Genomic DNA, 26,599 nt, shown 5'->3' with positions numbered 1-26,599 from the left:
GAGCTCCCGAATGAAGCGATTCCTGGCGGCCGCCTTGCTGGCGGTCACCATGGGCGCGGCGCCTGCCCTAGCGGCGCCTGCCCAAGCGGCGCCCGTCAACGCCGCGCCCGGCCATGCCGCGGCGGTCCTGCCGTACCAGGACCCGGCCGTGCCGCTCGACCAGCGCGTCGGCGACCTCCTGGGCCGGCTCACCCTCGACGAGAAGATCTCACTGCTGCACCAGTCGCAGCCGGCCATCCCCAGGCTCGGCCTGCCGTACTTCAAGGCCGGGACCGAGGCGCTGCACGGCGTCGCCTGGTCCAACGACCACAACGACGCCTGGAACCAGAAGATGGCCAGCGGCACCGTCTTCCCGCAGGCCGTCGGCCTGGCCAGCACCTGGGACCCGGAGCTGATCAAGCGGGTCGGCTCGGCCGTGGGCGACGAGGTACGCGGCTACAACGCCATCGACCCGGTCCTGTGGGGCACCCAGGTGTGGGCACCGGTGGTCAACCTGCTGCGCGACCCCCGCTGGGGCCGCAACGAGGAGGGCTACTCGGAGGACCCGCTGCTGACCGGCGCCATCTCCACCGCCTACGGCAAGGGCCTGTCCGGCGACGACCCCGTCTACCTCAAGACCGCGCCGGTGCTCAAGCACTACCTGGCCAACAACAACGAGTACCTGCGTAGCCTGACCTCCTCCAACCTGCGGCCGAGGATCAAGCACGAGTACGACGAGGCCGCGTTCAAGCCGGCCATCTCCAACGACGCCGCCACCGGCGTGATGGCCTCCTACAACCTGGTCAACGGACGGCCGAACACCGTCAACCCCGACCTCGACGCGGTCGTCCGCTCGTGGACGACCAAGGACCTCTACAACGTGAGCGACGCCTGGGCGCCGGACGCGCTGCAGGAGTACGAGCACTACTACGACACCAAGCCGGAGGCCGTCGCCGCGACGCTCAAGGCGGGCCTGGACAGCTTCACGATCAACAACGACGACCCTTCCCTGATGACCGCGAACATCAAGGCCGCCCTGTCCCAAGGGCTGATCACCGTGGCCGACATCGACCGGGCCGTGCGGCACGTGCTGTCGATCAGGATCCGGCTCGGCCAGCTCGATCCCGACGGCGGACCGTACGCGAAGATCACCAAGGACGTGATCAACTCGGCGGCGAACCAGCGGCTCAACCGGCAGACCGCCGGCGAGGCGATGGTCCTGCTGGAGAACTCCGGCAGGAAGCTGCCGCTCTCGCCCGGCCTGAAGAAGGTCGCGGTGCTCGGGCCGCTGCAGGACACCCTCTTCAGCGACTGGTACGGCGGCACCATGCCGTACCAGGTGACGCCGCTGGCCGGCATCAAGGAGCGGCTCGGCGCGCGGGCGGCGGTGACCGGCGCCGACGCGCTGGACCGGATCGCGCTCAAGGACCTGGCCAGCGGCAAGTACGTCACCGCGACCGGCACCACGGGCCAGAACGTGGTCGTGTCGGACACCGCGCCCGGCGGGGCCTCGACCTGGGACCAGACCGACTGGACCGGTGACGTCTCGACCCTGCGCAACGTGGGCAACGGCAAGCTGCTCACCGGCAACTTCGGGCCATACGTCACCAACTCCGACGTTCCCGGCGGCTGGTACGTCCAGCAGCAGTTCCGGCTGGAGGGCCAGGCGGACGGCACGTACCTGATCCAGTACGTCGGCTACGAGGTCAACGAGGGCTGGTGGCCCTTCCCCGAGCATTACGTGACCGTCGGCGCGGACGGCACGCTCGGCACCGGGACGAAGGCCGCCGCGGCGCACTTCGCCAGGGAGGTCGTCCAGAGCGGCGCCAAGACCGCGGCGGCGGCGGCCAAGGACGCGGACGCGGCGGTGGTCGTGGTCGGCAGCAACCCGTTCGTCTACGGCCGCGAGAGCCACGACCGCTCCACCCTCGCGCTCGGCCAGGGCCAGCAGGAGCTGATCAAGGCCGTGCGGGCGGCCAACCCCAACACCGTGGTCGTCCTGGAGGACAGCTACCCGACCACCATGAACGTGGACACCCCGGCCCTGCTCTGGACCACCCACGCGGGCGCCGAGACCGGGCACGCCCTGGCCGACGTGCTCTTCGGCGACCGCAACCCGGCGGGCCGGCTCACCCAGACCTGGTACCGCTCCGACGACCTGCCGGACATCTTGAACTATGACATCACCAAGACCGGGATGACCTACCTCTACCACCGGGGCGACCCGCGCTACGCCTTCGGCCACGGCCTCAGCTACACCACCTTCGGCTACCAGAGCCTGAAGGTGACCCCGCGCGGCGACTCCTACGACGTCACCGTCAAGGTCACCAACACCGGGTCGCGGGCTGGTGACGAGGTCGTCCAGCTCTACACCCACCAGCGGAGCTCACGTGTCACCCAGCCGGTCAAGCAGTTGCGCGGCTTCACCCGCGTCACGCTGCGCCCCGGCGAGAGCCGTACGGTGAAGCTGACCGTCAAGAAGGCCGACCTGGCCCTGTGGGACGTCACCCGCGGCAAGTGGACCGTGGAGACGGCCACCCACGACGTCCTGGTCGGCGGCTCCTCCTCGGCCATCAGGCAGCGCGCGAGCTTCCAGGTGAACGGCGAGCGGATCCCGCCCCGCGACCTGACCAGGAGCACCCGGGCGATCGACTTCGACGACTACTCCGGTGTGGACCTGGTCGACACCTCGAAGGAGAGCGGCGAAGCGGTCGGGGCGGTCGCGGGCGACTGGCTGAAGTTCGCCGACGCGGATCTGCGCGGGGGACTCACCGGCATCACCGCGGGCGTGTCCTCGGTGGCGGGCGGCTCCTTTGAGGTCCGCGCGGGCTCCCCGTCGGGCGTGCTGCTGGCCACCGTCGCGGTCCCGGCCACCGGCGGGATCTACCAGTACGGCACCGCGTCGGCGACGCTGTCCGGCGCCGACGGGGTCCGGGACCTCTACCTGGTCTTCAAGGGAGACCTGCGGATCAAGGATCTGACCCTCACCAAGTAAGTTTGGTTAATAACCAAACTATTGACCTCACTCGGAGGCTGTGTGAGCCTCTGAGTGAGGTTCGGGGACCTCGCGACCATGTGCGCTGGAGCGGCGACGGCAGGGTCCTGTACCCGGTCGTGCATGGCGGTCATCTGCTGCTGTGGGGCGTTCGGCCCCGGAGAGGGAAACCGCTCATGCGAAGAAGGTTGTTCAGCCTGCTCGCGGTGGCCGTCGTCGTCGTGGCGATGGTGGTGGTGCGGATGGCGCCGGTCGGCGCCGTCGCCGCGGATCCGTACGCCTTCAAGGGAGTGAAGATCGGCGGCGGCGGCTTCGTCCCCGGCATCGTCTTCAACCAGAAGGAGAAGGACCTCATCTACGCCCGGACCGACATCGGTGGCGTCTACCGCTGGGACAAGACCAAGTGGACGCCGCTGCTCGACGGCATCGGCTGGGACAAATGGAGCTGGGTCGGGGGCGTCAGCGTCGCCACCGATCCCGTCGACCCGAACCGGGTCTACGTCGCCACCGGCATGTACACCAACGACTGGGATTCCAACAACGGGGCCATCCTGCGCTCCACCGACCGGGGCAACACCTGGGCCGCCACCGAGCTGCCGTTCAAGGGCTCCGGCAACATGCCGGGCCGCGGCATGGGTGAGCGCCTGGTCATCGACCCGAACAAGAACAACATCCTCTTCTACGGCACGGCCAACAAGAACGGCCTGTGGAAGAGCACCGACTACGGCGTCACCTGGGCCAAGGTCACGAGCTTCCCGAATGTCGGCAACTTCGCCCAGGACCCGAACGACACCTCCAACTACAACACGATGACCCAGGGCATCCCCTGGATCACCTTCGACCCGCGCACCGGCTCGGCCGGCACCGCCACCAAGACGATCTACGCCGGGGTGGCGGACAAGGACAACAACGTCTACCGTTCCACCGACGCCGGCGCCACCTGGAGCCGGGTGGCCGGCCAGCCGACCGGCTACATCCCGCACAAGGGCGTGCTCGACGCCGTCAACGGCTACCTCTACCTGGCCACCGGCAACACCGGCGGGCCGTACGTGGGCGAGGACGGCGAGGTGTGGCGCTACGCCACCGCCACCGGCACCTGGACCGAGATCACCCCGACCCCCGACGCCGACCGCTACTACGGTTTCAGCGGCATGACCATCGACCGCCAGAACCCGAGCACGATCATGGTCGCCAGCCAGGTGTCGTGGTGGCCGGACAACATCATGTTCCGCAGCACCGACAGCGGCGCCACCTGGACGCGGATCTGGGACTGGAACGGCTACCCCGCCCGTACCCTCCGCTACACCCAGGACGTCTCCTCCCACCCGTGGCTGGCCATGGGCAACCCGCAGCCCCCCGAGATCACGCCCAAGCTCGGCTGGATGACCGAGGCGATGGAGATCGACCCATTCGACTCCAACCGGCTGCTGTACGGCACCGGCGCCACCATCTACGGCACCTCCAACCTCAAGCAGTGGGACGCCGCCGGCGGCAAGATCACCATCAAGCCGTTCATCGAAGGGCTGGAGGAGACCGCAGTCCTCGACCTGATCAGCCCGCCGACCGGGGCGCCGCTGCTCTCGGCGGTCGGCGACATCGGCGGCTTCGTGCACAGCGACCTCGACGCCGTGCCGCCGATGATGTACACCCAGCCCAACCTCGTCACCACCAGGAGCATGGACTACGCCGAGCTCAGCCCGTCGAACATGGTCCGCGCCGGCGACAACGACACGGCCGGGGTGACCCGCATCGGGTTCTCCTCCAACGGCGGCGCCAACTGGTGGCAGGCCAGCAGCGAGCCGGGTGGGGTCACCCAGGGCGGCAGCGTCGCGATCTCGGCCAACGCCGGCACCACGGTGTGGTCGCCGACCGGCGCGGCGGTGAGCCGCTCCACCGACTCGGGCAGCTCATGGACCGCCGCCACGGGCATCCCGGCCCAGGCGCAGGTGCGCTCCGACCGGGTCAACCCGAACAAGTTCTACGGCTACTCCGGCGGCAAGTTCTATGTCAGCACCAACGCGGGCGCCACCTTCACCCAGTCCGCCGCCACCGGGTTGCCCACCGGCGCCACCACCGTCAAGTTCAAGGCCGTGCCCGGCAAGGAGGGCCACGTCTGGCTCGTCGGCGGCTCCCCGTCGACCGGCAAGTACGACCCCGCGGCCACTTATGGCCTGTGGCGCTCGACCGACTCCGGCGCCACCTTCACCAAGCTCGCCAACGTCACCGCGGCCGAGAACGTCGGCTTCGGCAAGGCGGCGCCCGGTGGCTCGTACATGGCCATCTACCTGGTCGGCCAGATCGACGGCGTGCACGGGTTGTTCCGCTCCGACGACGCGGGCGCCTCGTGGGTGCGGATCAACGACGACCGGCACCAGTACGCCAACATGGGCGAGGCGCTCACCGGTGACCCCCGCGTGTACGGCCGCGTCTACCTCGGCACCAACGGCCGCGGCATCATCTACGGCGACCGTACCGGCCCCAACCCGACCCCCACCCCGACTCCGACGCCCACCCCGACACCGACCCCGACTCCCACGCCCACCCCGACGCCCACGCCCACGCCGACGCCGGTTCCGGGCAAGGCGTGCGCGGCGACCTACGCGCCCAGCGGCCAGTGGCAGGGCGGCTTCCAGGCCGGGGTGACGGTGAAGAACTCCGGCACCGTCGCCATCACCGGCTGGACGGTCGGCTGGACCTTCCCTAACGGTCAGACCATCACCCAGCTCTGGAACGGCGCCCACACCCAGACCGGCGCCGCCGTCAAGGTCACCAACGTCGGCTACAACGGCGCGCTGGATGCGGGTGCGAGCACCACGTTCGGCTTCACCGGCAACTGGACGAGCACCAACGACCCGCCCACCACGCTCACCTGCACCCCCGCCTGACAACAGGAGGGAGGGGCCCCTTCCCGGGCCCCTCCCTCCGTCAGGGCTGTGGACAGGCCCCTCTCTCGGTCAGGGCCGGGGACAGGCCCTTCCCTCGCTCAGCCCTTGACAGCGCCGATGATGACGCCCTTCGTGAAGTGCTTCTGCACGAACGGGTAGATCACCAGCACCGGGATCAGCGCCAGCGTCACGATGGCCATCTGGATCGCCAGGCTCGGCGGCAGCGCGTGCCCGCCGACCGCGGTGTCGCCCGTCTGCCCGACGAACATCGACTGCCCCTGGAGCACGAACTGCCGCAGGACCACCTGCAGCGGCCACTTGGTGTTGTCGTTGAGGTAGAGGGTGGCGTTGAAGAAGGCGTTCCAGTAGCCGACCGCGTAGAACAGCCCGATCACCGCCGTGACGCCCTTGGACATGGGCAGCACGATCCGCCACAGGATGCGGAACTCGCTCGCCCCGTCGATCCGCGCGCTGTCGGTGACCTCCTCCGGGATGTTCATGAAGAAGGCCCGCATGACGACCAGGTTGAACGCGGTGACGGCGGTCGGCAGGATCAGCGCCCAGTACGAGTCGATCAGCCCCAGCGAGCTGACCAGCAGGTAGCTCGGGATCATGCCCGGCCCGAACAGGAAGGTCAGCAGCACGAGGAAGAGCATCGGCCGGTGCAGCAGCGAGCCGGGCCGCGACAGCCCGTAGGCCGCCAGGACCGTGACCGTGAGGCTGAGCAGGGTACCGACCACGGTCACCCCGAGGCTCACCCCGATCGACCGGGTCACCACCCCGCCCGCGAACAGCTGCTCGTAGGCGGCGAAGGACAGCTCGCCCGGCACGGTGACCAGGCCACCCGCCTTCGACACCGCCTCCTGCGTGGACAGGCTGGTCAGCACGACCATGTAGATCGGGAACAGTACGGCGGCCACGATGAGGGCCAGCACCAGCCCCTTGACGCTCGCGCCGAACCGGGTGGGCCGCTCGGCCCAGGCAGGCATAGTCATGATCGTTTGTAGATTCCCTGCTCGCCGAATCGGTGGGCGACCTTGTTGGCTATGAGGATCAGGATCAGCCCGGCCAGGCCCTTGACCAGGCCCGCCGCGGCGCCGTAGCTCCACTCGCCGGTCAGCAGCGTGCGCCAGTACATGAACGTGTCGAGCACCTCGGCGGCGTCGCGGCCGACGGCGTCGCGCTGCAGGAAGAACTGCTCGAAGCCGACGTTGAGCGCGTCGCCCAGCCGCAGGATCAGCAGCAGCACGAACACCGGGCGCAGGCCGGGCAGCGTGATGTGCCACAGCCGCCGCCAGCGGGAGGCGCCGTCCACGGCGGCGGCCTCGTAGAGGTGGGGGTTGATGGCCGCCAGCGCCGCCAGGAAGATGATCGTCCCCCAGCCGGCGTCCTTCCAGACCGTCTCCGCGGTGACCAGCAGAATAAACGTGTCCGGATTTGTCATGATGTCCACGCCCGCGAAGCCGTGGTCGCGAAGGATCTGCGCGAGCAGTCCCGCGCCGCCGAACATCTGCTGGAACAGGGTGACGACCAGGACCCAGGAGAAGAAGTGCGGCATGTACACGATGCCCTGGATGAACAGCCGCAGGCGGGGCCGTACGACGCTGTCGAGCAGGATGGCCAGCAGGATCGGCAGCGGGAAGTAGAAGATCAGCTGGAACATGGTGATCGACAGCGTGTTGATCGTCGCGTCCCAGAAGCTCTGGTCGAACATCAGCCACTGGAAGTTCGACATCCCCACCCACGGGCTGTCCTTGACGCCGACGTAGGGGGAGTAGTCCTGGAAGGCGATCACGTTGCCGAGCAGCGGCACGTAGTGGAACAGGAGCAGCAGCCCGATCGCCGGCACGGTCATGAGCAGCAGCTGCCAGTCGCGCCGGAACCGGGCCCGCAGCGAGCCGTGCTTGATCCTGTTCTGGGCCCTTCTCCCAACCCGTCTCCGGGTGGTGCCCGAGCCGGCGGGAGAGGGCAGGTCTCCCGCCGGCCCGGCGTTCGCAGCCCGCTCGACCGCGATGCGGTCAGGCGCGGCCATTGTCCCGAAGGACCTTCATGTAGAACTCGCGCGCCTCGTCGCCGCCGTCGCGCCGCCACTCCGTCGCGATCTGCTTGGCGTCACTGACCGGGCGGCGGCCGCGCATGATGTCGGTGAACTTGTCCTCGGTCGGCACCTGCAGGCCCGAGTACTTCGACGGCCGCTGGATCCTGATCCCGTCGAACGGCGTCTTCTCGATGTACTTGAAGGAGGCGTTCTGCCAGTCGATGTTGGCCTTGGCCGCCTCGGGGAAGGGCCAGTCCACGTAGAGAGGCCGGCCGCCCAGGAAGCCGTAGGTGTAGGCGACCTCTTTACGGCCCAGGTCGGTGCTCTGCGGGATGCCCTTGGCGTCGAGGGTGAAGTGCTTGCCCTTGATCCCGAAGTTGGAGAGCTCGTACTCCTTGGTCCCGTACGGGGCGGCGCACCAGTTGAGGATGGACAGGATCTCCTCCATCTTCTCCTTCGGCAACCCCTTCTTGATGAAGGTGAACATGCCCGCCGCGTTGTTGTGATACATGATCGGCGTGCCGCCGTCATGCGCGAACAGCGGGAAGACGCCCAGCGCGAAGTCGGGGTTCTTGCCGGTGTGCTGCTGGAGCAGCTCCTTCCAGGCGCCGAGGCCGTCCCGGTAGATGGTGATCTGGCCCGCGCCGATCAGGTCCTTCTCGTTGGCGCCCTTGCTGCCGACGACGCTCGGATGGATGAGCCCCTCGGCGAAGAGCTTGCGCATCCACGCCAGCATCTCCTCGAACTCCGGCGTCTCGTACTTGTGCGTGAGCTTGCCGCCGGCGTACCGCCATTCCTGCGGGACGCCGAAGATGGGCCAGGCCATCTCGTGGATGTCGCCGAACGCCCAGCGCTTGGCCTTCGCGTCGGTGATCGTCTTGCCGAGCTGGTAGAGCTCGTCGGCGGTCTTGGGGTTCTGGTTCCAGCCGTTCTTGTCGAACAGGTCCTTGCGGTAGAGCAGGGCGTACGGGAAGGGCTCGGTGGGGTAGGGGACCGCCATCAGCTTGCCGTTCCACACCGACCACTCCCATGAGGCGGTCGGCAGGTTGGCCAGCAGCGGGTACGGCTTGACCTTGTCGCCCTGCAGGTACGGCGTGAGGTCCTCGAACGCCTTGTCCACGGCGGTGTTGAAGTCCGCCATCTTGTCGATCTCCCAGTTCGGCAGGGCGAAGATATCGGGCAGGTCGCCGGAGGCCAGCCGGGCGATCGCCTTGTCGGCGTAGGTGTTGCCGTCGGCGATCTGGAACTCGACCGTCGCGCCGATGTCGGCGTTGACCGCCTGGAAGTAGGAGTTGCTCGCCAGTCCGGGCGGCGGCGGCCCCCACAGCGGGGTCATCGCCTTGTAGCTGCCGCCCTTGCCCGCCTTCTGGGTGAGCGCCGCGGTGGGGCCGGCCGGGTAGGTGGTGAAGCCGCCGGCGATGCCCGGCACGCCCGGCAGGTTGGAGACCGTGCCGGCCAGGTCGGGCTTGACGCCGGCGAACTCGATGTACGCCGGCGTGAGCCCGGTCAGCTTGTCCGCGGCGGCCGCGGTCGCGCCGCTCGAGCCGGGCCGGGTCCCGGTCGGGGCGGAGCAGGCGGCGAGGGTGGTCAGACCGGCCAGGCCGAGAAATCCTCGACGAGTCATCGACGGTGTCACGACGGCTCCCTTCGTTGGTCGGAGCAGGGTGAGGGGTGTCGGAACGGGATGTCAACGGGCTAGAATTAGTTCGTCTAGTGACCAAACAAACTAAACCCGAGGCGATGCTGACCACAAGGTGTGCCACCGGTCACAGATTGATGTCGGGAGTGAGATGAGATTCGCTGACGGCTCCCTCCCCGCCGTACCTGGGGGCCCGCGCGGCTCTCACCGACGGCGTGGGGGCGCTGGGTGGTATGGGCATGCTGGAGGACAGAGCACACTGGTACCGCGGCATGATCGCCCGCGACGGCCTGACGGACGGGACAGACTTTGATCACCTCATCGACCGACCCGCAGCCGGCCGACTTCGCCGATGTGCGGGCCACCAACCTCGCCGTCGTGCTGCGTTTCGTCCGCGAGCACGCGCCGTGCTCGCGGGCTGACATCGCGGCCTCCACAGGCCTGAACAAGGCGACCGTGTCGAGCCTGGTCGCCGACCTGATCGACAGGCGGCTCGTCCGGGAGACCGGCCTGACCGAGAACCGGGTGGGGAGGCCGGCCACGATGCTGGTGCTGGACGGCTCGCCGTACGCGGCGATCGGGCTGGAGATCAACGTCGACTACGTGACGGCCGTCGCCGTCGACCTGGCGGGGGAGCGGCTGCTGTCCTGGCGGCGCGCCTTCCCCGGTTCGGTGGCCGCCGTCGCAGCGATCGTCCGGCGGGTGGTCAACCGCATGGCCAAGGAGGACAAGCAGATCCTCGGCCTGACCGTGGCCGTGCCGGGCCTGGTCGACGGGCAGGGCGTGGTGCGGGTCGCGCCCAACCTCGGCTGGCTCGACACCGACGTCAGCGGCGACCTCGCCAAGGCGCTGCGCGATCCCGGCTTCCCCATCCAGGCCGACAACGACGCCAACCTCGGCGCCCTGGCCGAGCACCGGTTCGGCCCCCACGGGGCGGTCACCGACCTGGTCTACCTCACCGGCGAGATGGGCGTGGGCGCCGGCGTGATCCTGGACGGGCGGCTGCGCCGGGGCGGGCGCGGCTACAGCGGCGAGATCGGCCACATCCAGATCGACCCGCTGGGGCCGGAGTGCCGGTGCGGCCGTTCCGGCTGCCTGGAAGCGGTGGCCGGCATCGGCGCGGTCCTGGAGCACCTCTCGCCCTCGCCGGTCGAGGTGGAGCTGGAGATCGAGGAGGTCGTCCGGCGGGCCCGCGCGGGCGACGCCCATACCCTGGGCCTGCTCCGCGGCGTGGGCCGCGACCTCGGCCGCGGGGTGGCCATCCTGGCCAACCTGCTCAACCCCCAGGTGGTGATCCTCGGGGGCTACTACGTGCCGCTGGCGCCCTGGCTGCTGCCCGCCGTGGAGGCCGAGGTAGGCGAGCGCACCATCGCGCCGGAGGCCGGCGGCTGCCAGGTGGTGGTCTCCTCCCTTGGCTACGACGCGGCCGCGCTCGGCGGAGCCGCCCGGGTGCTCGATTCCATCGATTCAGGAAGATTGCCGCGAATCTCTTGACCCCGCTCGCACACGCGTGCACCCTTCAGAAGAACTCCGTTCGAAACACTCGTGTAACGGGCGGGGTTTTTCTGGACCGGCTATCGAAGCGCTTCGACAGAGACCCGAAGCGCGCTCCCCCCGCTAGTCGAAGCGTTTCGACGCTTTCAGCAAGGTGGCTCCATGAACGAACCGTTCCGCGACCCGGACCTCCCCCTCGCCGAGCGGATCGCCGATCTGCAGGCCCGGTTGACCGTGACCGAGAAGCTCGCGCTGCTCCACCAGTACCAGGCGCCGGTCGAGCGGCTCGGTGTGGGCGCCTTCCGCACCGGCACCGAGGCCCTGCACGGCCTGGCCTGGCTGGGTCCGGCGACGGTGTTCCCGCAGGCCGTGGGGCTGGCCTCGACCTGGGATCCGGAGCTGGTCCGCAGGGTGGGGGAGGCAGCGGGCGAGGAGGTCCTGGCCTTCCACCACAAGGACCCCTCGGGCGCCGGGCGCAACGTGTGGGCCCCCGTGGTCAACCTGCTGCGCGATCCGCGCTGGGGTCGCAACGAGGAGGGCTACTCCGAAGATCCGTTGCTGACCGGTGTCATGGCCACGGCCTACGCGCAAGGGCTCCGTGGGAGCGCTCCCGTGATGCGGACGGCGCCCACCCTCAAGCACTTCCTCGGCTACAACAACGAGACCTACCGCTGCCTCACCTCCAGCAATCTGCCGCCGCGGGTTCTGCACGAGTACGAGCTGCCCGCCTACCGGCCCGCTCTGGAGAGTGGCGCCGCCGTCGCGGTCATGCCCTCCTACAACCTGGTCAACGGCCGCCCGGCGCACCTCAGCCCGCTGATCGGGCAGGTGCTGCGGGCCTGGGCGCCGGACGACCTGCTCGTGGTCAGCGACGCCTACGCCCCCGGCAACCTCACCGGGCAGCAGGGGTACTACGACGACCCGGCCGAGGCGTACGCGCACGCCGTACGGGCCGGGCTCGACAGCTTCACCCAGGACGACGACCGCGCCGAGGCCACCCTCGGCCACCTGCGCCAGGCGCTGGAGCGCGGCCTGCTGACCGAGGCCGACCTCGACACCGCCGTACGCCACACGCTGTCGATCCGCTTCCGGCTCGGCGAGTTCGACCCCGCCACGCCGTACGACGACATCACCGAGGCGGTCGTCAACTGCCCCGAGCACCAGGCGCTGGCCCGCGAGGCGGCCACCCGCTCGATCGTGCTGCTGAAGAACGACGGCCTGCTGCCCCTGGCGCCGGCCGCCTGCCGCCGGATCGCGGTGCTCGGCCAGCTCGGCGACACCCTGCTGGAGGACTGGTACAGCGGCACGCTGCCGTACGAGGTGACCGCCCGCGCCGGTCTGGCCGAGCGCTGCGAGAGCGTCTTCTGCGAGGCAGTCGACCGCGTCACACTGACCGCCGACGCGGGCCCGGTGGTGGCCGGGCTCGACGGCGGACCCCTGGGCATCGGGACGCCGGGGGGCCGCTTCGACCTGTTCGACTGGGGCGGCGGGGCCTTCGCCTTCCGCGCGGTCGCCACCGGCCGCTTCCTGTCCGTGGACGACGACGGCGTCCTGGTCAACGACCAGCCAGGACCGAACGGATGGGAGGTGCGCCAGACCTTCCGGCTGGAACAGCGCACCCGCGGCGCCGTCGTCCTGCGCCACATCTCCACGGGCCGCTACATCGGCCTGTCCCCCGACGGGGTCTTCAGGCTGGTGGACGACGCCGACGCCGCCACGTGGCTGACGGTGGAGGTCGTCGAGAGCGGCGCCGCGGCGGCGGCCGCACTGGCGGCCACCGCGGACGTGGCGGTCGTGGTGGTGGGCGACCATCCGCTGGTCAACGGCCGCGAGACCGAGGACCGTACGGAGCTGGCCCTGGCCCCCGCCCAGGACGCGGTCGTCCGGGCGGTACGGGCGGCCAACCCGCGCACGGTCATGGTGATCACCAGCGGCTACCCCGTCACCTGGTCGGACCCGGACGTTCCCGCGGTGCTGTGGTCCTCGCACGGCGGCCAGGAGTACGGCCACGCGCTGGCCGACGTGCTGTTCGGCGACGCCGACCCGCAGGGGCGGCTCACCCAGACCTGGTACCGCTCGGCCAGCGAGCTGCCCGACCTGCTCGACTACGACATCATCGCCACGGACGCCACCTACCTCTACTACCGGGGCACTCCGCTGTACCCCTTCGGCCATGGCCTCAGCTACACCACGTTCGACTACTCCGGCCTCACCGTCGCGGTCGAGGAGGAGACCGTCACCGCCACGGTCACGGTCACCAACACCGGCTCGCGTACCGGCACCGAGGTCGTGCAGTTCTACACCCACCAGCGGCGTTCCCGGGTCAAGCAGCCCCTGCGCCGGTTGCGGGGCTTCGAGCGGGTACGACTGGCACCCGGTGGGAGCCGGGCCGTCACGCTCACCTTCCCCGTCCGGGACCTGGCCTTCTGGGACGTGACGCGCGGCGGGTTCGCCGTCGAGGACGCGCCGCACCAGCTCATGGTCGGCCGCAGCGCGACCGACCTGCGGCTGAGCGCGGCCTTCCACGTCGAGGGCGAGATCATCCCGCCCCGGCGGGGCGCCCTGGCCGCGGCGGACCACGACGCCTACGACGCGGTCGCCCTCGTCGACGCGGCCAAGGTGTCGGGCGACGCGGTGCGATCCGAGGCCGAGGGGGCGTGGATCCTGTTCCGCGACGTCGAGCTCACCGGGGCCGCGTCGTGCCTGATCGAGGCCGCGAGCACTGAGGGCGGGGTGGTCACGCTCCGGCTGGACGACCTCCTCCACGGCCCCACACTGGGCGCGATCCCGGTGCCCCCGGCCGGGCGCTACGCTCCGGCGGCGTCCTCGGGCGAGCTTGCGGAAGCCTCGGGGGTGCACGATCTTTATGTCGTGTTCGAGAACGTGGGCATCACGCTGGGCAGACTGGAACTGACCGGCACCGGACGGGCGGCCCCCCGATCGGCCGGTGCCGTACGCGCCGACCGGGGACGAACGGGCAGAGGCCGCATGGACCGAGACCGCGCCGGCACCGGACGGACCACCACATGACGGACGGCCACTCGGTGGACGGGCAGGTGCCGGATCGCGACATGCCGGACGGCCACCCAGCGGACGCGCGCGCTGAGGACGGGGGAGCGGTGGACGCGCGTGCTGAGGCCGGGCACGCGACCGGCAGGGCGGTCACCATCGTCGAGGTGGCGCGGCACGCGGGTGTGGCGGTGAGCACGGTCTCGTACGTGCTCAGTGGTAAGCGGGCGATCTCGGCGGACACCCGGCGGCGGGTGCTCGACAGCGTGCGGACGCTCGGCTACCACCCCAACGCCGGCGCCAGGGCGCTGGCCAGCAAGCGGGCCAACGTGATCGCGCTGGTACTGCCCCTGCGGGCCGGCATGCACGTGCCGGTGCTGATGCGCTTCGCCACCTCGGTGGTCACCGCCGCCCGCCACTTCGACCACGACGTGCTGCTCCTGACCGCCGACGAGGGCCTCGACGGGCTGCGCCGGGCCGCGGCCAGCGCGCTGGTCGACGGCCTGGTGCTGATGGACGTCGAGCTCGACGACCCCAGGGTCCCGCTGCTGCGCCGGCTCGCCGAGCCCAGCGTGCTGATCGGCTTCCCCGCCGACGCCGCCGGGGTGACCTGCGTCGACCTCGACTTCGCCGCCGCCGGGGCGCTGTGCGTGGCGCACCTGGCCGATCGCGGGCACCACGAGGTGGTCCTGCTCGGCGCGCCGGCGGTGGTCTACGAGCGGGGGACCGCCTTCGCCCGCCGTACGCTCGAAGGCTTCACCGCCGCCCTGGCCGAGCATGGGCTCGACGGCATGGCGCTGCCGTGCGAGGAGAGCTTCGAGGAGGTCCACGCCACCGTGAGCGGACTGCTGGCCGCCCGGCCCGGCCTGTCGGGACTGGTCGTGCACAACGAGGCGGCCGTCAACCACGTGCTGAGCTCGCTGCGGCAGCTGGGCCGCAAGGTGCCGCAGGACCTCGCGGTGGTGGCGATCTGCCCGGACGACGTGGCCGAGCCCGCCCGGCTCACCTCGGTGCTGATCCCGGCCGAGGAGGTCGGCAGGGAGGCCGTCGGGCTGCTGATGGAGAAGCTGGCGGGCCGGGCGGTGCCACCGGCGACCCTGCTGGTCCCCCGTCTGACGGTCCGCGCGAGCACCTGACCGCTCAGCCAGCCCGTCGGGTCAGCGGTGGTGGTGGCGTGTGGTGCCCTTGGCGGGGCAGTGGTCCGTCGGCTTGTGGGCGAAGAGGTTGACGGCGGATGGGCGGGGGAGCGGCACGGCCGACGGGCGGGTGCCGTCGAGGAGGAGCGCCAGGTAGCGCCGCCGGTCGGCGCGGTCGTCGGAGTCGGCCCCGTGGTGGAGGGTCGTCGCCAGCGCCATCACCACGATCGCCGCCAGGTCGCGGACCAGCAGGTCGTCGCGGACCAGCCCGCGCTCCCGCGCGGCGGCCAGCACGTCGCCGAGCGGCCCCATGAACCGCTCGGCGATGCCGATCGTGAACGCCCCGGCCTCCTTGGCGGCCGACAGGAGCGCCCGGTGGCCGGACAGCGTGTCGACCACGGCCGTCAGCGCGTCGGCCAGCCCCTGTCTGGGGTCGGCGGCCACGCGGGCGGCCTGGAGGACCGGCTCGATCTCCTCGGCGAAGTAGGTCTCGAAGCAGGCCAGGATCACGCCGTCGCGGTCGCCGAAGCGCCGGTAGACGGTGGCGATGCCGACTCCGGCGCGGCGGGCGATCTCCTCCAGCGGGACGGCCGTGCCCGACTCGTGCAGGGCGGTGATCGCCGCCCTGATGATCCTGTCGGAGTTACGCAGTGCGTCCGCACGACGTCGCTGCTCTGGCACATGCCGAACGCTAGCAGCATCCACGCCGTCACTCCATGGCAGCGTTACCAGGCCACCTCGAGCGAGGCCAGCCCGTACACGACGTGGAAGGAGCGGAAGTCCGCGATGGGCGCGACGGTACGCAGCCCGGGGAAGCGCTGGAAAAGGGCCTGGAAGGCGATCCGCATCTCCATCCGGGCCAGCGGGGCGCCCAGGCAGTGGTGCACGCCGTGGCCGAAGGCGAGGTGGCCGGGCGCGCCGCGGGTGATGTCCAGCTCGTCGGCCTCGTCCATGAAGGCGGGGTCGCGGTTGGCGAGGGGCAGCGAGCACATCACCAGGTCGCCGGGCTGGATCGTCTGACCGGCCACCTCGGTCTCCGTGGTGCACACCCTGCCGATGCTGGCATGGAGAATGCTGAGCCAGCGCATCAGCTCCTCCACGGTGGCCTCGATCCGCTCGGGCTCCTTCATGAGCAGGTCCAGCTGGTCCGGCTGCCGGAGCAGGGCCAGCGTGCCCAGGCCGAGCATGTTGGAGGTGGTCTCGTGCCCGGCGATCAGCAGGAGGTTGCCGATGCCGATCAGCTCGTTCGTGGTCAGGTCGTCGCCGTGCTCGCGCACGAGCATGCCCAGCAGTTCCTCGCCGGGGTCGGCCTGGATGCCGGTGACCAGCTCGGTCATGTACGCGCGCGACTCCTGCTGCAGCTTGAGGCGCTCGTCCATGGGCAGCGACACGTCCAGCAGCCGGCCGGTCCTGCGCTGGAACTCCGTGCGGTCGGCGTACGGCACGCCCAGCAGTTCGCAGATCACCAGCGACGGGATCGGCAGCGCGAACGACGACACCAGGTCGACGGGTGAGCCGGCTCGTTCCATGGCGTCGAGGTGTTCTTCGACGATGTCCTTGATCCGCGGCTCCAGCCGCTTCATCCGGCGGATGGTGAACTCCGGCGTCAGGAACCGGCGCAGCCGGCTGTGCTCGGGCGGGTCGAAGGAGAGCAGGTTGCCGGCGCGGAGCACCTTGAGCTCCTCCTCCGTCGCGCCGGGCGGCTGGAAGACGGTCTGGCGGGCGTTGCTGAACCGCTCGGCGTCGCCCAGCACCGCGCGCGTGTCGGCGTAGCGGGTCACCAGCCAGGCGTCGATGCCGAACGAGGTGGTGACGCGGGTGATCCCTTCCTTCTCCCGCACCTCCGCCAGCTCGGCGGCGGGACTGAACTCTGTCCGCCGCATGTACAGAGGCAGCGTTGAGATGTCGCTCACGTATCCCCCAGGATGACCGGTCGTCACGAAATACCCTGACAAGAAACGATAGCAACCTATCGATTAGCCGCAAGACCATCCCGGTAAACATTGGGTCTTGACGACCTTGGTGGTATCGCTAACACTCGACGACGCCCCGCTAGTCGCACAGATTCGGGATCCAAAATGTTAGCGCTAACCAAGCAATCGCTAGCTCAGAAAAGGAGTGCTCTAACGTGAGACGTCTGAGAACCATGGCCTTGACCGTGGCGGCCGCCGCCGGGTTGGTCCTCGTCACCGCGGTCCCGGCTCCCGCCGCCGCGCCGATCACCACCTCCATCTATACCGCCGATCCGGCGGCGCTGGTGGTGGGCGACACGATGTACCTCTACACGGGTCACGACGAGGCGCCCGCCGGCGGCACGAACTTCGTCATGCGGGACTGGCACGTCTTCACTTCCGGCGACGCGACGACCTGGACGGACCAGGGCGCGAAACTGAAACTTGCGGACTTCTCCTGGGCGGGCGCCGATGCGTGGGCGGGTGAGGTCGAGCCGCGCAACGGCAAGTACTACTGGTACGCCCCCGTCAACGGCAACGGCGCCGGCTGGATGGACATCGGCGTGGCGGTCGGCGACAGCCCCCTCGGCCCCTTCCACGACGCCAAGGGCGGCCCGCTGATCAGCGACAGCACCCCCAATTCCTCGCCGCTCAACATCGACCCGACCGTCTTCACCGACGACGACGGCCAGGCCTACATCTACTGGGGCTCCTACTACGGCCTGCGCGCCGCCAAGCTCAAGCCCGACATGATCAACCTCGACGGCGGCGTGGTCACGCCGAGCGGCGTGTCGAACTTCTGGGAGGCGCCCTGGATGTTCAAGCGCAACGGCACCTATTACCTCGCCTACTCCGCCAACGACTCGGCCTGCTCCGCGCCCGGTTACGCGTGCATCCGCTACGCCACCGCGAGCAACCCGCTGGGACCGTGGACGCACCGGGGAGTGGTGCTCGACCAGGTCTCCTCGACCACCAACCACCCGGCCATCATCGAGTTCAAGGGCCAGTGGTACATGGTCTACCACAACGCGGGCAGCCCGGGAGGCGGCGACTTCCGCCGCTCGGTGACGCTCGACAAGCTGTACTGGAACGCCGACGGCACCATGCAGAAGGTCGTGCAGACGACGGGCCCCGCCAGCTCCAACCTGGCGCTCAGCGCGACGGCGTCCACCTCCTACGTCTCGCCGTGGGAGACACTCGGCGCGGTCAACGACGGCTTCACCCCCGCCAACTCGGCCGACCACAGCCACGGCGCCTACGGCAACTGGGACCACCAGGGCACCGAGTGGCTGGAGTACCAGTGGCCGTCCGCGCAGACCGTCAACCGGGTCGGCGTCTACTGGTTCGACGATGACCAGGGCATCGACCTGCCCGCCTCGTGCAAGGTCCAGTACTGGAACGGCAGCGCGTACGTGGACGTGCCCGGACAGTCGGCCTGCGGAGTGGCGGCCAACACCTTCAACACCACGACGTTCACGGCGGTCTCGACGACCAGGCTCCGGCTGAGCGTCACCTCGAAGACCGGCTTCTCGACCGGCGTCCTCGAATGGCAGGTACCGCGATGAAACGTATGGCAGTGCTCCCGATCCTGTTACTGAGCTTCTTCCTCGTCCCCGCCGGTCGCGCCATGGCCGCCGAGGTCAACCTGGCCACGACGGCGACCCCGAGCGCGTCGTACACCTCCTCGTGGGAGAGCGTCGCGGCGCTCAACGACAACATCGACCCGCCGAGCTCCAACGACACCGTAAACCGCCGCTGGGGCACCTGGCCCAACACCGGCCAGCAGTGGGCCGAGCTGACCTGGGCCCAGGCGCAGACGCTCAGGGCCGCCCAGGTGTACTTCTTCGACGACAACGGCGGCGTGCGCGTCCCCGCCTCGTGGAAGCTGCAGTACTGGACCGGCAGCGCCTACAACGACGTGCCGAACGCGACCGGCTACCCCACGGCGATCAACGCCTACAACAAGGTGACGTTCGGCCAGGTGAGCACCACGCGGCTGCGCGTACTCCTGCAGAGCGGCCAGGGCTCGGTCGGCCTGCTGGAGGTCAAGGCGTTCACCAACGACCCGGGTGGCGGCGGCAGCCCGAGCACCTGGAACCCGCCCGCCAACCTGGTCACGCCGCTCAACGAGGTCTGGTCGCATGTCGAGAGCACCTATCCCGACCTGTACGGCTTCCGCAACTACGGCTGGGACCAGGTCATGGCCAACGGCGGCTCGATCAACTACTGCGTGCGCTGGGACAGCTCCGCCACGGTGACCGCCGCCCAGCGTGACCAGATCCAGGCGACGCTGGCCAGGCAGTTCAAGAAGTGGATGGACGTGATGGCCGGGCACAACAACTGGCCCTACACCAACGTGCCGGTCAAGGTCGTCGGCTGGGCCGTGCGCGACCGCGCCCAGCTCCAGTGGAGCGACAACTCGGTCGACGTCTACGTCAACAACATCCGCGAGGACGCGCCGCAGTGCGCCGAGCCGTGCGGGCGCTTCTTCAACCAGAGCGGCAATTACCCGAACTGTCCCGGTGGCGCGTCCCACCACTACGACATGTCGCTGTGGCTCACCGCGGGCTTCGGCGGTGGCGCGGGCGGTGACTGGGGCCAGCGCATCGGCAGCGAGTACTACATGAGCAACCTCAACACCGACAACGTGCACATCCTGCTGCACGAGATGGGCCATTCGTTCGGTCTGGATGACTTCTACGACTGGACTCCGACGGGGGTGTGCTGCTTCCTGATGAAGGCCGGCAGCGCGACCTCGATCACCGACTTCGACGCCTGGATGCTGCGCGACTGGTGGCGGCACCTGAAGAGCCGCTACGGGCGCTGACCTGAAAGAGGGCGGCGGCCTCCGTGGCCGCCGCCCTTCTCACGCGTTGACGGTGAGCTTGTAGTCGCGGGTCACGGGCGTGCTGAGCTTGTCGTAGTCCCTTAGCTGCACGGTGAAGGAGAAGGTGCCCGCCGCGGCGGGCTTGCCGGTGATCGCGCCGGTGAACCGGTCGAGGACCAGCCCTTCGGGCAGCGCGCCGCCGGTGACCTGCCAGTCGTAGAAGGGCACACCCCCCTTGGCCTGGAGCCGCTGGTCGTAGCCGGCGCCCGCCTTGCCGGCCTTGACCGAGGCGGTCTCGATCGAGGGCTTGAGGAACGGGGTCAGCTTCCTGTTCAGCTTCCAGCCGGCGTTCTCCGCGATCAGCAGTGTCAGCTTGGTCAGCTCCCACTGCCTGGTCGGGAAGACGTGGCGCCAGCCGCCGCTCTGGCCGCTGAGCCGGTCCCAGTACGGCTCGTCACCGGGCACGTGATAGCTGGTGTCCAGCGGGACCGGGTAGCCCTGGTAGTCGATGACCTCCTGGTCGTCCTTGCCCTTGCTCTCGACGTACTTCGCCATGCCCTCCCAGTCGCTGTGGAAGGCGACGGCGTGGCCGTACTCGTGCATGACCAGGCCGTGCACGTCGATGACCTGGCCGAGGTCGCTCTTGTACCAGTCCTCGTCGGCCAGCGAGCTGACCAGCTTCATGAGCTGCTCGTCGTACTCCAGGATCATGCTGGTCGAGCGGTGGTAGGGGGTGGGCTTGCCGTTCTGGGTGTGGAACTTGCCGTTGATGGTCGGGTAGCCGGTCGAGTACGGCGTCTGGATGCCGCGGAAGAAGACGTACATGCCGTTGTACGGCTTGGCGTTGGTGGCCTCGACCTCGTTCTGCCAGTCGTCGCCCGGCAGCTTGTTGACCTCGTCCCCGGCGGGGACGGTGTCGAACGGCTTGAGGTCGAAGAAGGCGAACCAGTTCCGTACCGCCGTCTCCGCGGCCTTGCGCACGCCCGGGTCGGAGAAGTAGCGGGTGATCGTGTCGTAGCGGTAGTCGAAGTCGATGGGGATCGTCGGCCGCAGGGCGGTCTTCTCGTCCTGCTGGACCGTGATCGGCATCGTCTGGGTGATCGTGGCGCCGGTCGCGTCGGTGGTCTTCATGACCCACTTGTGCCGCTCGTCCTGACCGGGGCCCTGCTTGGAGTGGATGGCCAGCCGGACGACCTCGCGGTCGGCCGGGCCGGTGAGGGTGAAGGTCTTGGTCGCGCCGGTCGCGGTGAGCTCGCTCGGCATGTTGAGCATCAGTCTGGAGGTGCCCTCGGCCTTGAGGTCGACGGTCAGCGGGTAGGCGATGCCGGCCACCTTCGGCGCCCGCACGGTCAGCTCGATGTACGGGTTGGCCAGGTAGCCCTGCCAGTCCACGAGCCGGACGCCATGGTCGTTGACGTTGCGGTAGAAGATGTCGAACACGTCCAGCGCCGGGGCCGCCTGGCGGGCCGCCAGGCCGGGCGTGGGCACGGAGAGCGCGCCCACGAGCCCGGCCAGGACGGTAACTACGCCGATTTTTTTCACTGAGCGTTCTTTCTTCTCAAGCGAATGCCTTCACTTCCAGCAGTCCGACGGATGCCTGGCCGCTCTGGAGCGCGACCCTGAGCTTGGTGGTGTTCACACCGGTGAACGTCACGTGGTTGTAGGCGTTGAGCGCGGTCGGGTAAGTGCCCGGGATGTCCGCGTACGCGGTGCCGTTCCAGTACTGGAGCTTCCAGGAGGCCGGCAGGCGCACACCGTCGTTGTCGTCGAAGAAGTACACGTCCGCCGACCGGATCGTCTGCGCGGCCGGCCAGGTCAGTTCGGCCCACTGCGCGCCGGTGTTGGGCCAGGTGCCCCAGCGGCGGTTGACGGTGTCGTTGGAGCTCGGCGGGTCGATGCCGTCGTTGATCGCCGCGACGCTCTCCCACGACGAGGTGTAGGACGCGGACGGCGTCGCGCTCGTGGCCAGGTTGACGGGCGTGGGGCCACCGCCGCCGACCTGGAGCTGGAACGACTTGGTCACCGGCGTGCTCCTGCTGTCGTAGTCACGCAGCTGCACGGTGAAGGTCGAGGTCCCGGCCGTGGTGGGCGTGCCGCTGATCGTGCCGGTGAAGCGGTCGAGGCTGAGCCCGGCGGGCAGCGAGCCGCTGGTGACCTGCCAGTCGTAGAACGGCACCCCGCCCTTGGCGGCGAGCGTCTGCGTGTAGCTCTGGCCGGGCGTGGCCTGCGGCAGGGAGGCGGTGGTGATGGACGGCTTGAGGAACGGGGTCAGGTTGCGGTTCAGCTTCCAGCCCGCGTTCTCGGCCACCAGCAGGGCGAGCTTGGTGAGCATCCACCGGCGGGTCGGGAAGTAGTGCGTCCAGCCGCCGCTCTGCCCACTCAGCCGGTCCCAGTTACGCTGGTCGCCGGGGATGTGGTAGCTGCTGTCGAGCGGGACGGCGTAGCCCATGTAGTCGACGACGTCCGGGTCGTTGCCGCCGCCGCTGACGTAGGAGCGCATCCCGGCCCAGTCGCTGTGGTAGGCGACGGCGTGGCCGTACTCGTGCATGACCAGGCCCTCGACGTCGAGGACCGAGCCGGCGATGTCGGTCTTGTACCAGTCCTCGTCGGCCAGGGAGGTGAACAGCTGCTTGTTCGCCTCGTCGTACTCGAAGATCATCGCGGTGGAGCGGTGGAGCGGGCCCGCGACCTGCTGGTTGTTCCTGGTGAAGTACTTGCCGTTGGCGGCCGGGTAGCCGGTCGAGTAGGGCGACTGGATGCCGCGGAAGAAGACGTACATGCCGTTGTAGGCGGCGTTGTTGGTGACCGTGATCTCGTTCTGCCAGTCGTTGCCCGGCAGGTGGTTGTTCTCGGTCCCGGCCGCCACCGTGTCGAAGGGCGTCACGTCGAAGAACCTGAACCAGTCCTTGACGGCCTCCTCGGCGGCGGTCCTGAAGGCCGGGTCGGAGAAGTAACCGGTGACCGTGTCATAGCGGTAGTCGAAGTTGATCGGGATCGTCGGCTGCAGGGCGGTCTTCTCGTCCTGCTGGACCCTGATCGGCATTGACTGCTGGAACGTCGCGCCGCTGCCGTCCCTGATCGCCAGCTTCAGCGTGTGCAGCTCGTCCTGGCCCGCGCCGCGCTTGGAGGCGATCTCCAGCTTGAACGTCTTCTGCTCCGACGCGTTCGCGAACGTCAGCGTCTTGGTGGCGCCCGTCGCGGTGAGCTGGCTGGGCAGGTCCATCATCAGCCGCGAGGTGCCCTCGGCCTTGAGGTCGATCGTGACGGGGAACTGGGCGTCCTGCGGGGGTTTGACGGTCAGCTGGATGTACGGGTTGGCCAGGTACCCCTCCCAGTCGACGAGCTTGACGCCGTAGGTGTTGACCGTTCTGCCGAACATGTCGACGACCTGGGCGGCGGACAGGGCGTGCGCGGGTTGCACTCCGACGAACAAGGAGCTCAGCAACAGGAGCGCGACGGCTAATCGCTTCATGGCGTGCCACCTTTCAGTTCTTGATGCCGGTGAGCGTGACTCCCTCGATGAAGTACCGCTGGAGGAAGAAGAACAGGGCCACGATGGGCACGATGACGGCCGCCGAGGCCGCCATCAGGTAGCCCCACTGGGTGATGAAGACGCTCTGGAACGAGGCCAGCCCGAGCGAGAGCGTGTACTTCTCCTCGTCCTGCAAATACAGCAGCGGGCCGAGGAAGTCGTTCCACGTGCCGATGAAGGTGAAGATGGTGACCACGATGATGGCCGGCTTGGACAGCGGCATGACGATCGTCCAGTACACCCGCCACGGCGACGCCCCGTCGATGTAGGCGGCCTCGTCGAGCTCGAAGGGGATCGTCAGGAAGAACTGCCGCAGCAGGAACACGTTGAACACCCCGCCGCCCGCCCCGGCGAACCAGGCGGGCACGGTGAGCGGGACGAAGGTGTTCAGCGCGCCCAGCTCCTGCCACATGACGAACGTCGGGATGATCGTCACCGCGTACGGCAGCATGACGCCGGTCAGCAGCAGCGCGAAGACGACGTTGCGCCCCTTCCACCGCAGCCGGGAGAAGCTGAAGGCGGCCACCGAGCAGGTGAACACCGTGCCGAGCACGCAGATCACCGCGATGATCACCGTGTTGACCAGGTAGAGGCCGAACGGCTGGGCGGTGAGCGCCTCGCCGAAGTTCGACCACTGGAACGGGCGCGGGATCCATTCCGGCGGCGCGACGAACATCTGGCTGTCGGTCATCAGCGCGCTGCGCACCAGCCAGACGAAGGGCAGCAGGGTCGGGATCGCGCCCGCGACCAGCGCCACGTACAGCAGCGCCCTGCCGTACCTGCGCGGCCGCCGCAGGCCCTGGGTCGGCGCCACGCCCTTCGCGCGGGTCCTCTCCCGCGCCGCCAGCGTGGTCATCGGGCACCTGCCATCTCGTAGTAGACCCAGCGGCGGGCGTTGCGGAACATCAGGAACGTCACCACCATGATGATCATGAAAAGCACCCAGGCGAGCGCGCTGGCGTAGCCCATCTCGCTCTCGGTGAAGGCCTTGCGGAAGAGGTAGTAGACGTAGAAGAGCGTGGCGTGGTTGGGCCCGCCCTCGGTCATCACGTACGCCTGGTTGAACACCTGGAAGGTGCCGACCACGCCCACCACCAGGTTGTAGAAGATGGTGGGCGTCATCATCGGCAGCGTCACGTGCCAGAAGCGGCGCAACGGGCCGCCCCCGTCGATCGACACCGCCTCGTACAGGTGGCGCGGCACGCCCTGCAGCCCGGCCAGGAAGATCACCATGGTGTTGCCGAAGCCCCAGGTGCTCATGATGATCAGCGACGGGATCGCCATCTCCTCGCTGTAGACCCACTGGGAGGTCGGCAGCCCCGCCTGGCGCAGCAGCGAGTTGAGCAGCCCGAAGTCGGGATTGAAGATCCAGATCCAGAGCACCACGTTGGCGATCGCCGGGACCAGCGTCGGCAGATAGAAGATCGTCCGCCAGAGCGACAGACCGCGCGCCTTCTGGTTGAGCAGCATGGCGACCGCGAAGCTGACGATCAGCGTGAGCGGCACCGCGCCGAGCGTGTAGTACGTCGTGGCGCTCAGCGACTTCCAGAACAGCTCGTCATTGGCCATCCTGGTGTAGTTGTCCAGGCCGACGAACGACGGGCTGCCGCCGATCTGCCAGTCGGTCAGGCTGAAGAAGAACGAGGCGACCATCGGGCCGAGCGTGAAGATGACGAACCCGAGGATGGCCGGCAACGCCATGAGGATGCCCCACCGCGTCTCGAACCTGCGCATCAGAGCGCCTGCGTGTGCTGCCAGCCCTGCAGCATCCCGGTGATCTTGGGCGCCGCGGCCTTGAGTATCTCCGCCGCGGGCCGTTTGCCGGACTCGATCTCCTGGAGGGCGGGAGTGAGGACGTCAGAGCTGATCGTCGTCATGTTCTTGACCCGGTTGCCGAAGACCGGCACGCCGTGGTCGCGCGCGAAGTCGACGACCGCGGTCCTGAACTCCGGTGGGTGCACGTCGTTCTTCGTCCAGGAGTCGATGGACGCCTGGTCCTCGTAGTACTTCTTCTCCTGCGGCATCCACAGGCCCTGTTTGTACAGGTCGACGTAGCGCGGGTCGTTGTGGAAGGCGAACAGCTCGACGGCCTCCTCCACGTGCTTGGTCCCGGCGAACACCGCCGACGCGCCCGCCACCTGGGTGGCGGTGAACGGCTCCGCGTATTTGGGCAGCACACCGAGGCCGAAGTCGGTTTTGCTCTCGTTCATGTCGAGCAGTGACCAGTGGCCGTCGACCACCATGGCCACGCGCTTGGTCTTGAGCAGGATGTTCGTGCCGGGCACGTCGTCGCCGGTGGCGGCGAGCTGGCCTGGGCCAGGCATGACCCGGTGCTTGTAGATGAGATCCTGCAGGTTCTGGAACACCTTGATCGCCTCGGGTGAGTCGAGCAGGCACCGCTTGCCGGCCTCGTCGGCGAAGTCGCCGCCGTTGCCGCGCAGGAAGCCGTACCAGGCCGCGCCGTAGGTGATGCTGCTGGAGATGCCGAACTGCTTGATCTGCTTGGGGTCGAAGCCTGACTCGTCGGGATGCTTGCCGTTCTGGTCGATGGTGAGTTTGTAGGCGTTCTGCACCATCTGGTCCCACGTCCAGGCGGAGGCGGCGTCAGCGGGTGGGGGAGCGATGCCGGCATCGGCGATGGCCTGCTTGCTGTACCAGAGCAGCTCGACCTCGTTGGCCGTGGCCACGCCGTGTAGCTTGTCCTGGCCGTACCAGAGGTAGGCATCCGGCAGATAGCCGGCCAGCTGCGGATACTTCTTCAGGTAGGGGAACAGATCGACCAGCTTGCCCTGCTCGGCCAAGCGGAAGGACATGGCCATCGGCACGTAGCCGACGTCCGGCACCCGGCCGCTGGCCACCAGGGTGTTGAGCTTGACGTCGTACTCGTCGGGGGTGAACAGCGCCTTGACCTTGACGCCCGGCTTCTTCTGCTCGAACTGCCTGAGCATCTTCTCCACGGCCTTCTGCTCGAAGGTGGAGCCCCAGTACATGAACTGCAGCTGCTTGGCGCCGCTCGATGCTCCGCCGCCGCCGCTCCCGCACGCGGACGCCGCCGCGCCGAGCGCCGCGAGACCGCCGATCTTGAAGAGGTCACGTCTATTCATGCGGTGATT

The 26,599-nt window shown here is 68.9% G+C and carries 17 protein-coding genes; 7 read left to right on the top strand and 10 right to left on the bottom strand.

What is annotated here, in order from left to right; translation table 11 throughout:
• Positions 1–10: 10 nt before the first annotated feature.
• Both AB0H88_RS18655 and AB0H88_RS18650 read left to right on the top strand, forming a co-directional pair.
• Positions 11–2,974 (top strand): glycoside hydrolase family 3 C-terminal domain-containing protein, encoded by a 2,964-nt coding sequence (locus AB0H88_RS18655; RefSeq protein ID WP_357645921.1) that lies wholly within the window; start codon positions 11–13, stop codon positions 2,972–2,974.
• 176 nt (positions 2,975–3,150) lie between these two features.
• Positions 3,151–5,859, top strand: coding sequence for a cellulose binding domain-containing protein (locus tag AB0H88_RS18650; RefSeq protein WP_357645919.1), 2,709 nt, complete (start codon positions 3,151–3,153; stop codon positions 5,857–5,859).
• Between the two features lie 98 nt (positions 5,860–5,957).
• On the opposite strand, the gene AB0H88_RS18645 is transcribed toward AB0H88_RS18650, so the two are convergent.
• From AB0H88_RS18645 to AB0H88_RS18635, 3 genes are read right to left on the bottom strand one after another with little or no spacing between them, the layout of a single operon-like run.
• Positions 5,958–6,848: a carbohydrate ABC transporter permease gene (locus AB0H88_RS18645; protein ID WP_357645917.1), complete on the bottom strand. Its 891-nt coding sequence runs from the start codon at positions 6,846–6,848 to the stop codon at positions 5,958–5,960.
• A 2-nt stretch (positions 6,849–6,850) separates the two neighbouring features.
• A complete protein-coding gene (locus tag AB0H88_RS18640; RefSeq protein ID WP_357645916.1) occupies positions 6,851–7,891 on the bottom strand; it encodes an ABC transporter permease subunit in 1,041 nt (346 codons plus the stop codon).
• Positions 7,878–9,533 carry an extracellular solute-binding protein gene (locus AB0H88_RS18635; RefSeq protein WP_357645914.1) on the bottom strand — a complete coding sequence of 552 codons (1,656 nt, stop codon included), beginning with the start codon at positions 9,531–9,533 and terminating at the stop codon, positions 7,878–7,880. The genes AB0H88_RS18640 and AB0H88_RS18635 overlap by 14 nt, the downstream gene beginning before the upstream one ends.
• 312 nt (positions 9,534–9,845) lie before the next feature.
• Between AB0H88_RS18635 and AB0H88_RS18630 the strand changes: the two genes are divergently transcribed.
• The 3 genes from AB0H88_RS18630 (at position 9,846) to AB0H88_RS18620 (ending at position 15,175) form a co-directional block, all read left to right on the top strand.
• Positions 9,846–11,030 (top strand): ROK family transcriptional regulator, encoded by a 1,185-nt coding sequence (locus AB0H88_RS18630; RefSeq protein WP_357645912.1) that lies wholly within the window; start codon positions 9,846–9,848, stop codon positions 11,028–11,030.
• A 162-nt stretch (positions 11,031–11,192) separates the two neighbouring features.
• Positions 11,193–14,060, top strand: a complete 2,868-nt coding sequence (locus tag AB0H88_RS18625; protein WP_357645909.1) for a glycoside hydrolase family 3 C-terminal domain-containing protein — start codon at positions 11,193–11,195, stop codon at positions 14,058–14,060.
• Positions 14,057–15,175 carry a LacI family DNA-binding transcriptional regulator gene (locus AB0H88_RS18620; RefSeq protein WP_357645907.1) on the top strand — a complete coding sequence of 373 codons (1,119 nt, stop codon included), beginning with the start codon at positions 14,057–14,059 and terminating at the stop codon, positions 15,173–15,175. Before AB0H88_RS18625 ends, AB0H88_RS18620 begins: the two co-directional genes overlap by 4 nt.
• A 21-nt stretch (positions 15,176–15,196) precedes the next feature.
• Here the strand turns inward: AB0H88_RS18620 and AB0H88_RS18615 are convergent, their stop codons facing one another.
• Together AB0H88_RS18615 and AB0H88_RS18610 are read right to left on the bottom strand one after the other, a co-directional pair.
• Positions 15,197–15,856: a TetR/AcrR family transcriptional regulator gene (locus tag AB0H88_RS18615; RefSeq protein ID WP_357645905.1), complete on the bottom strand. Its 660-nt coding sequence runs from the start codon at positions 15,854–15,856 to the stop codon at positions 15,197–15,199.
• A 44-nt stretch (positions 15,857–15,900) separates the two neighbouring features.
• The gene (locus tag AB0H88_RS18610) at positions 15,901–17,088 is read right to left on the bottom strand and encodes a cytochrome P450 (RefSeq protein ID WP_357645904.1); all 1,188 of its coding nucleotides are present in this window, start codon (positions 17,086–17,088) and stop codon (positions 15,901–15,903) included.
• 215 nt (positions 17,089–17,303) lie between these two features.
• On the opposite strand from AB0H88_RS18610, the gene AB0H88_RS18605 reads away from it, so the two are divergent.
• Positions 17,304–18,692, top strand: a complete 1,389-nt coding sequence (locus AB0H88_RS18605) for a glycoside hydrolase family 43 protein (RefSeq protein ID WP_357645901.1) — start codon at positions 17,304–17,306, stop codon at positions 18,690–18,692.
• A complete protein-coding gene (locus tag AB0H88_RS18600; RefSeq protein ID WP_357645899.1) occupies positions 18,689–19,954 on the top strand; it encodes a hypothetical protein in 1,266 nt (421 codons plus the stop codon). Before AB0H88_RS18605 ends, AB0H88_RS18600 begins: the two co-directional genes overlap by 4 nt.
• Positions 19,955–19,993: 39 nt before the next feature.
• On the opposite strand, the gene AB0H88_RS18595 is transcribed toward AB0H88_RS18600, so the two are convergent.
• Genes AB0H88_RS18595 through AB0H88_RS18575 form a run of 5 tightly spaced genes read right to left on the bottom strand, consistent with a single transcriptional unit; the run spans position 19,994 to position 26,590 of the window.
• The gene (locus AB0H88_RS18595) at positions 19,994–21,496 is read right to left on the bottom strand and encodes an Ig domain-containing protein (RefSeq protein WP_357645897.1); all 1,503 of its coding nucleotides are present in this window, start codon (positions 21,494–21,496) and stop codon (positions 19,994–19,996) included.
• 16 nt (positions 21,497–21,512) lie between these two features.
• Positions 21,513–23,426: an Ig domain-containing protein gene (locus AB0H88_RS18590; RefSeq protein WP_357645896.1), complete on the bottom strand. Its 1,914-nt coding sequence runs from the start codon at positions 23,424–23,426 to the stop codon at positions 21,513–21,515.
• 13 nt (positions 23,427–23,439) lie between these two features.
• On the bottom strand, positions 23,440–24,342 hold the full coding sequence (locus tag AB0H88_RS18585; protein ID WP_357645894.1) for a carbohydrate ABC transporter permease: 903 nt from the start codon (positions 24,340–24,342) through the stop codon (positions 23,440–23,442).
• Positions 24,339–25,220, bottom strand: coding sequence for a sugar ABC transporter permease (locus AB0H88_RS18580; protein ID WP_357645892.1), 882 nt, complete (start codon positions 25,218–25,220; stop codon positions 24,339–24,341). Before AB0H88_RS18580 ends, AB0H88_RS18585 begins: the two co-directional genes overlap by 4 nt.
• Complete coding sequence (locus AB0H88_RS18575) at positions 25,220–26,590, bottom strand: extracellular solute-binding protein (protein ID WP_357645890.1); 1,371 nt, start codon at positions 26,588–26,590, stop codon at positions 25,220–25,222. The genes AB0H88_RS18580 and AB0H88_RS18575 overlap by 1 nt, the downstream gene beginning before the upstream one ends.
• Positions 26,591–26,599 lie beyond the last annotated feature (9 nt).

The sequence above is a fragment of the Nonomuraea sp. NPDC050680 genome (genome assembly GCF_040654555.1).
Lineage (GTDB): Bacteria > Actinomycetota > Actinomycetes > Streptosporangiales > Streptosporangiaceae > Nonomuraea.
The sequence above is the reverse complement of the archived record's forward strand: the minus strand, read 5'-3'. Positions and strand labels throughout refer to the sequence as shown.

Coding starts and splice junctions, on each gene's coding strand:
- AB0H88_RS18655 (WP_357645921.1), top strand. CDS start 11: ATGAAGCGATTCCTGGCGGCCGCCTTGCTGGCGGTCACCATGGGCGCG.
- AB0H88_RS18650 (WP_357645919.1), top strand. CDS start 3,151: ATGCGAAGAAGGTTGTTCAGCCTGCTCGCGGTGGCCGTCGTCGTCGTG.
- AB0H88_RS18645 (WP_357645917.1), bottom strand. CDS start 6,848: ATGCCTGCCTGGGCCGAGCGGCCCACCCGGTTCGGCGCGAGCGTCAAG.
- AB0H88_RS18640 (WP_357645916.1), bottom strand. CDS start 7,891: ATGGCCGCGCCTGACCGCATCGCGGTCGAGCGGGCTGCGAACGCCGGG.
- AB0H88_RS18625 (WP_357645909.1), top strand. CDS start 11,193: ATGAACGAACCGTTCCGCGACCCGGACCTCCCCCTCGCCGAGCGGATC.
- AB0H88_RS18620 (WP_357645907.1), top strand. CDS start 14,057: ATGACGGACGGCCACTCGGTGGACGGGCAGGTGCCGGATCGCGACATG.
- AB0H88_RS18600 (WP_357645899.1), top strand. CDS start 18,689: ATGAAACGTATGGCAGTGCTCCCGATCCTGTTACTGAGCTTCTTCCTC.
- AB0H88_RS18590 (WP_357645896.1), bottom strand. CDS start 23,426: ATGAAGCGATTAGCCGTCGCGCTCCTGTTGCTGAGCTCCTTGTTCGTC.
- AB0H88_RS18585 (WP_357645894.1), bottom strand. CDS start 24,342: ATGACCACGCTGGCGGCGCGGGAGAGGACCCGCGCGAAGGGCGTGGCG.
- AB0H88_RS18580 (WP_357645892.1), bottom strand. CDS start 25,220: ATGCGCAGGTTCGAGACGCGGTGGGGCATCCTCATGGCGTTGCCGGCC.
- AB0H88_RS18575 (WP_357645890.1), bottom strand. CDS start 26,590: ATGAATAGACGTGACCTCTTCAAGATCGGCGGTCTCGCGGCGCTCGGC.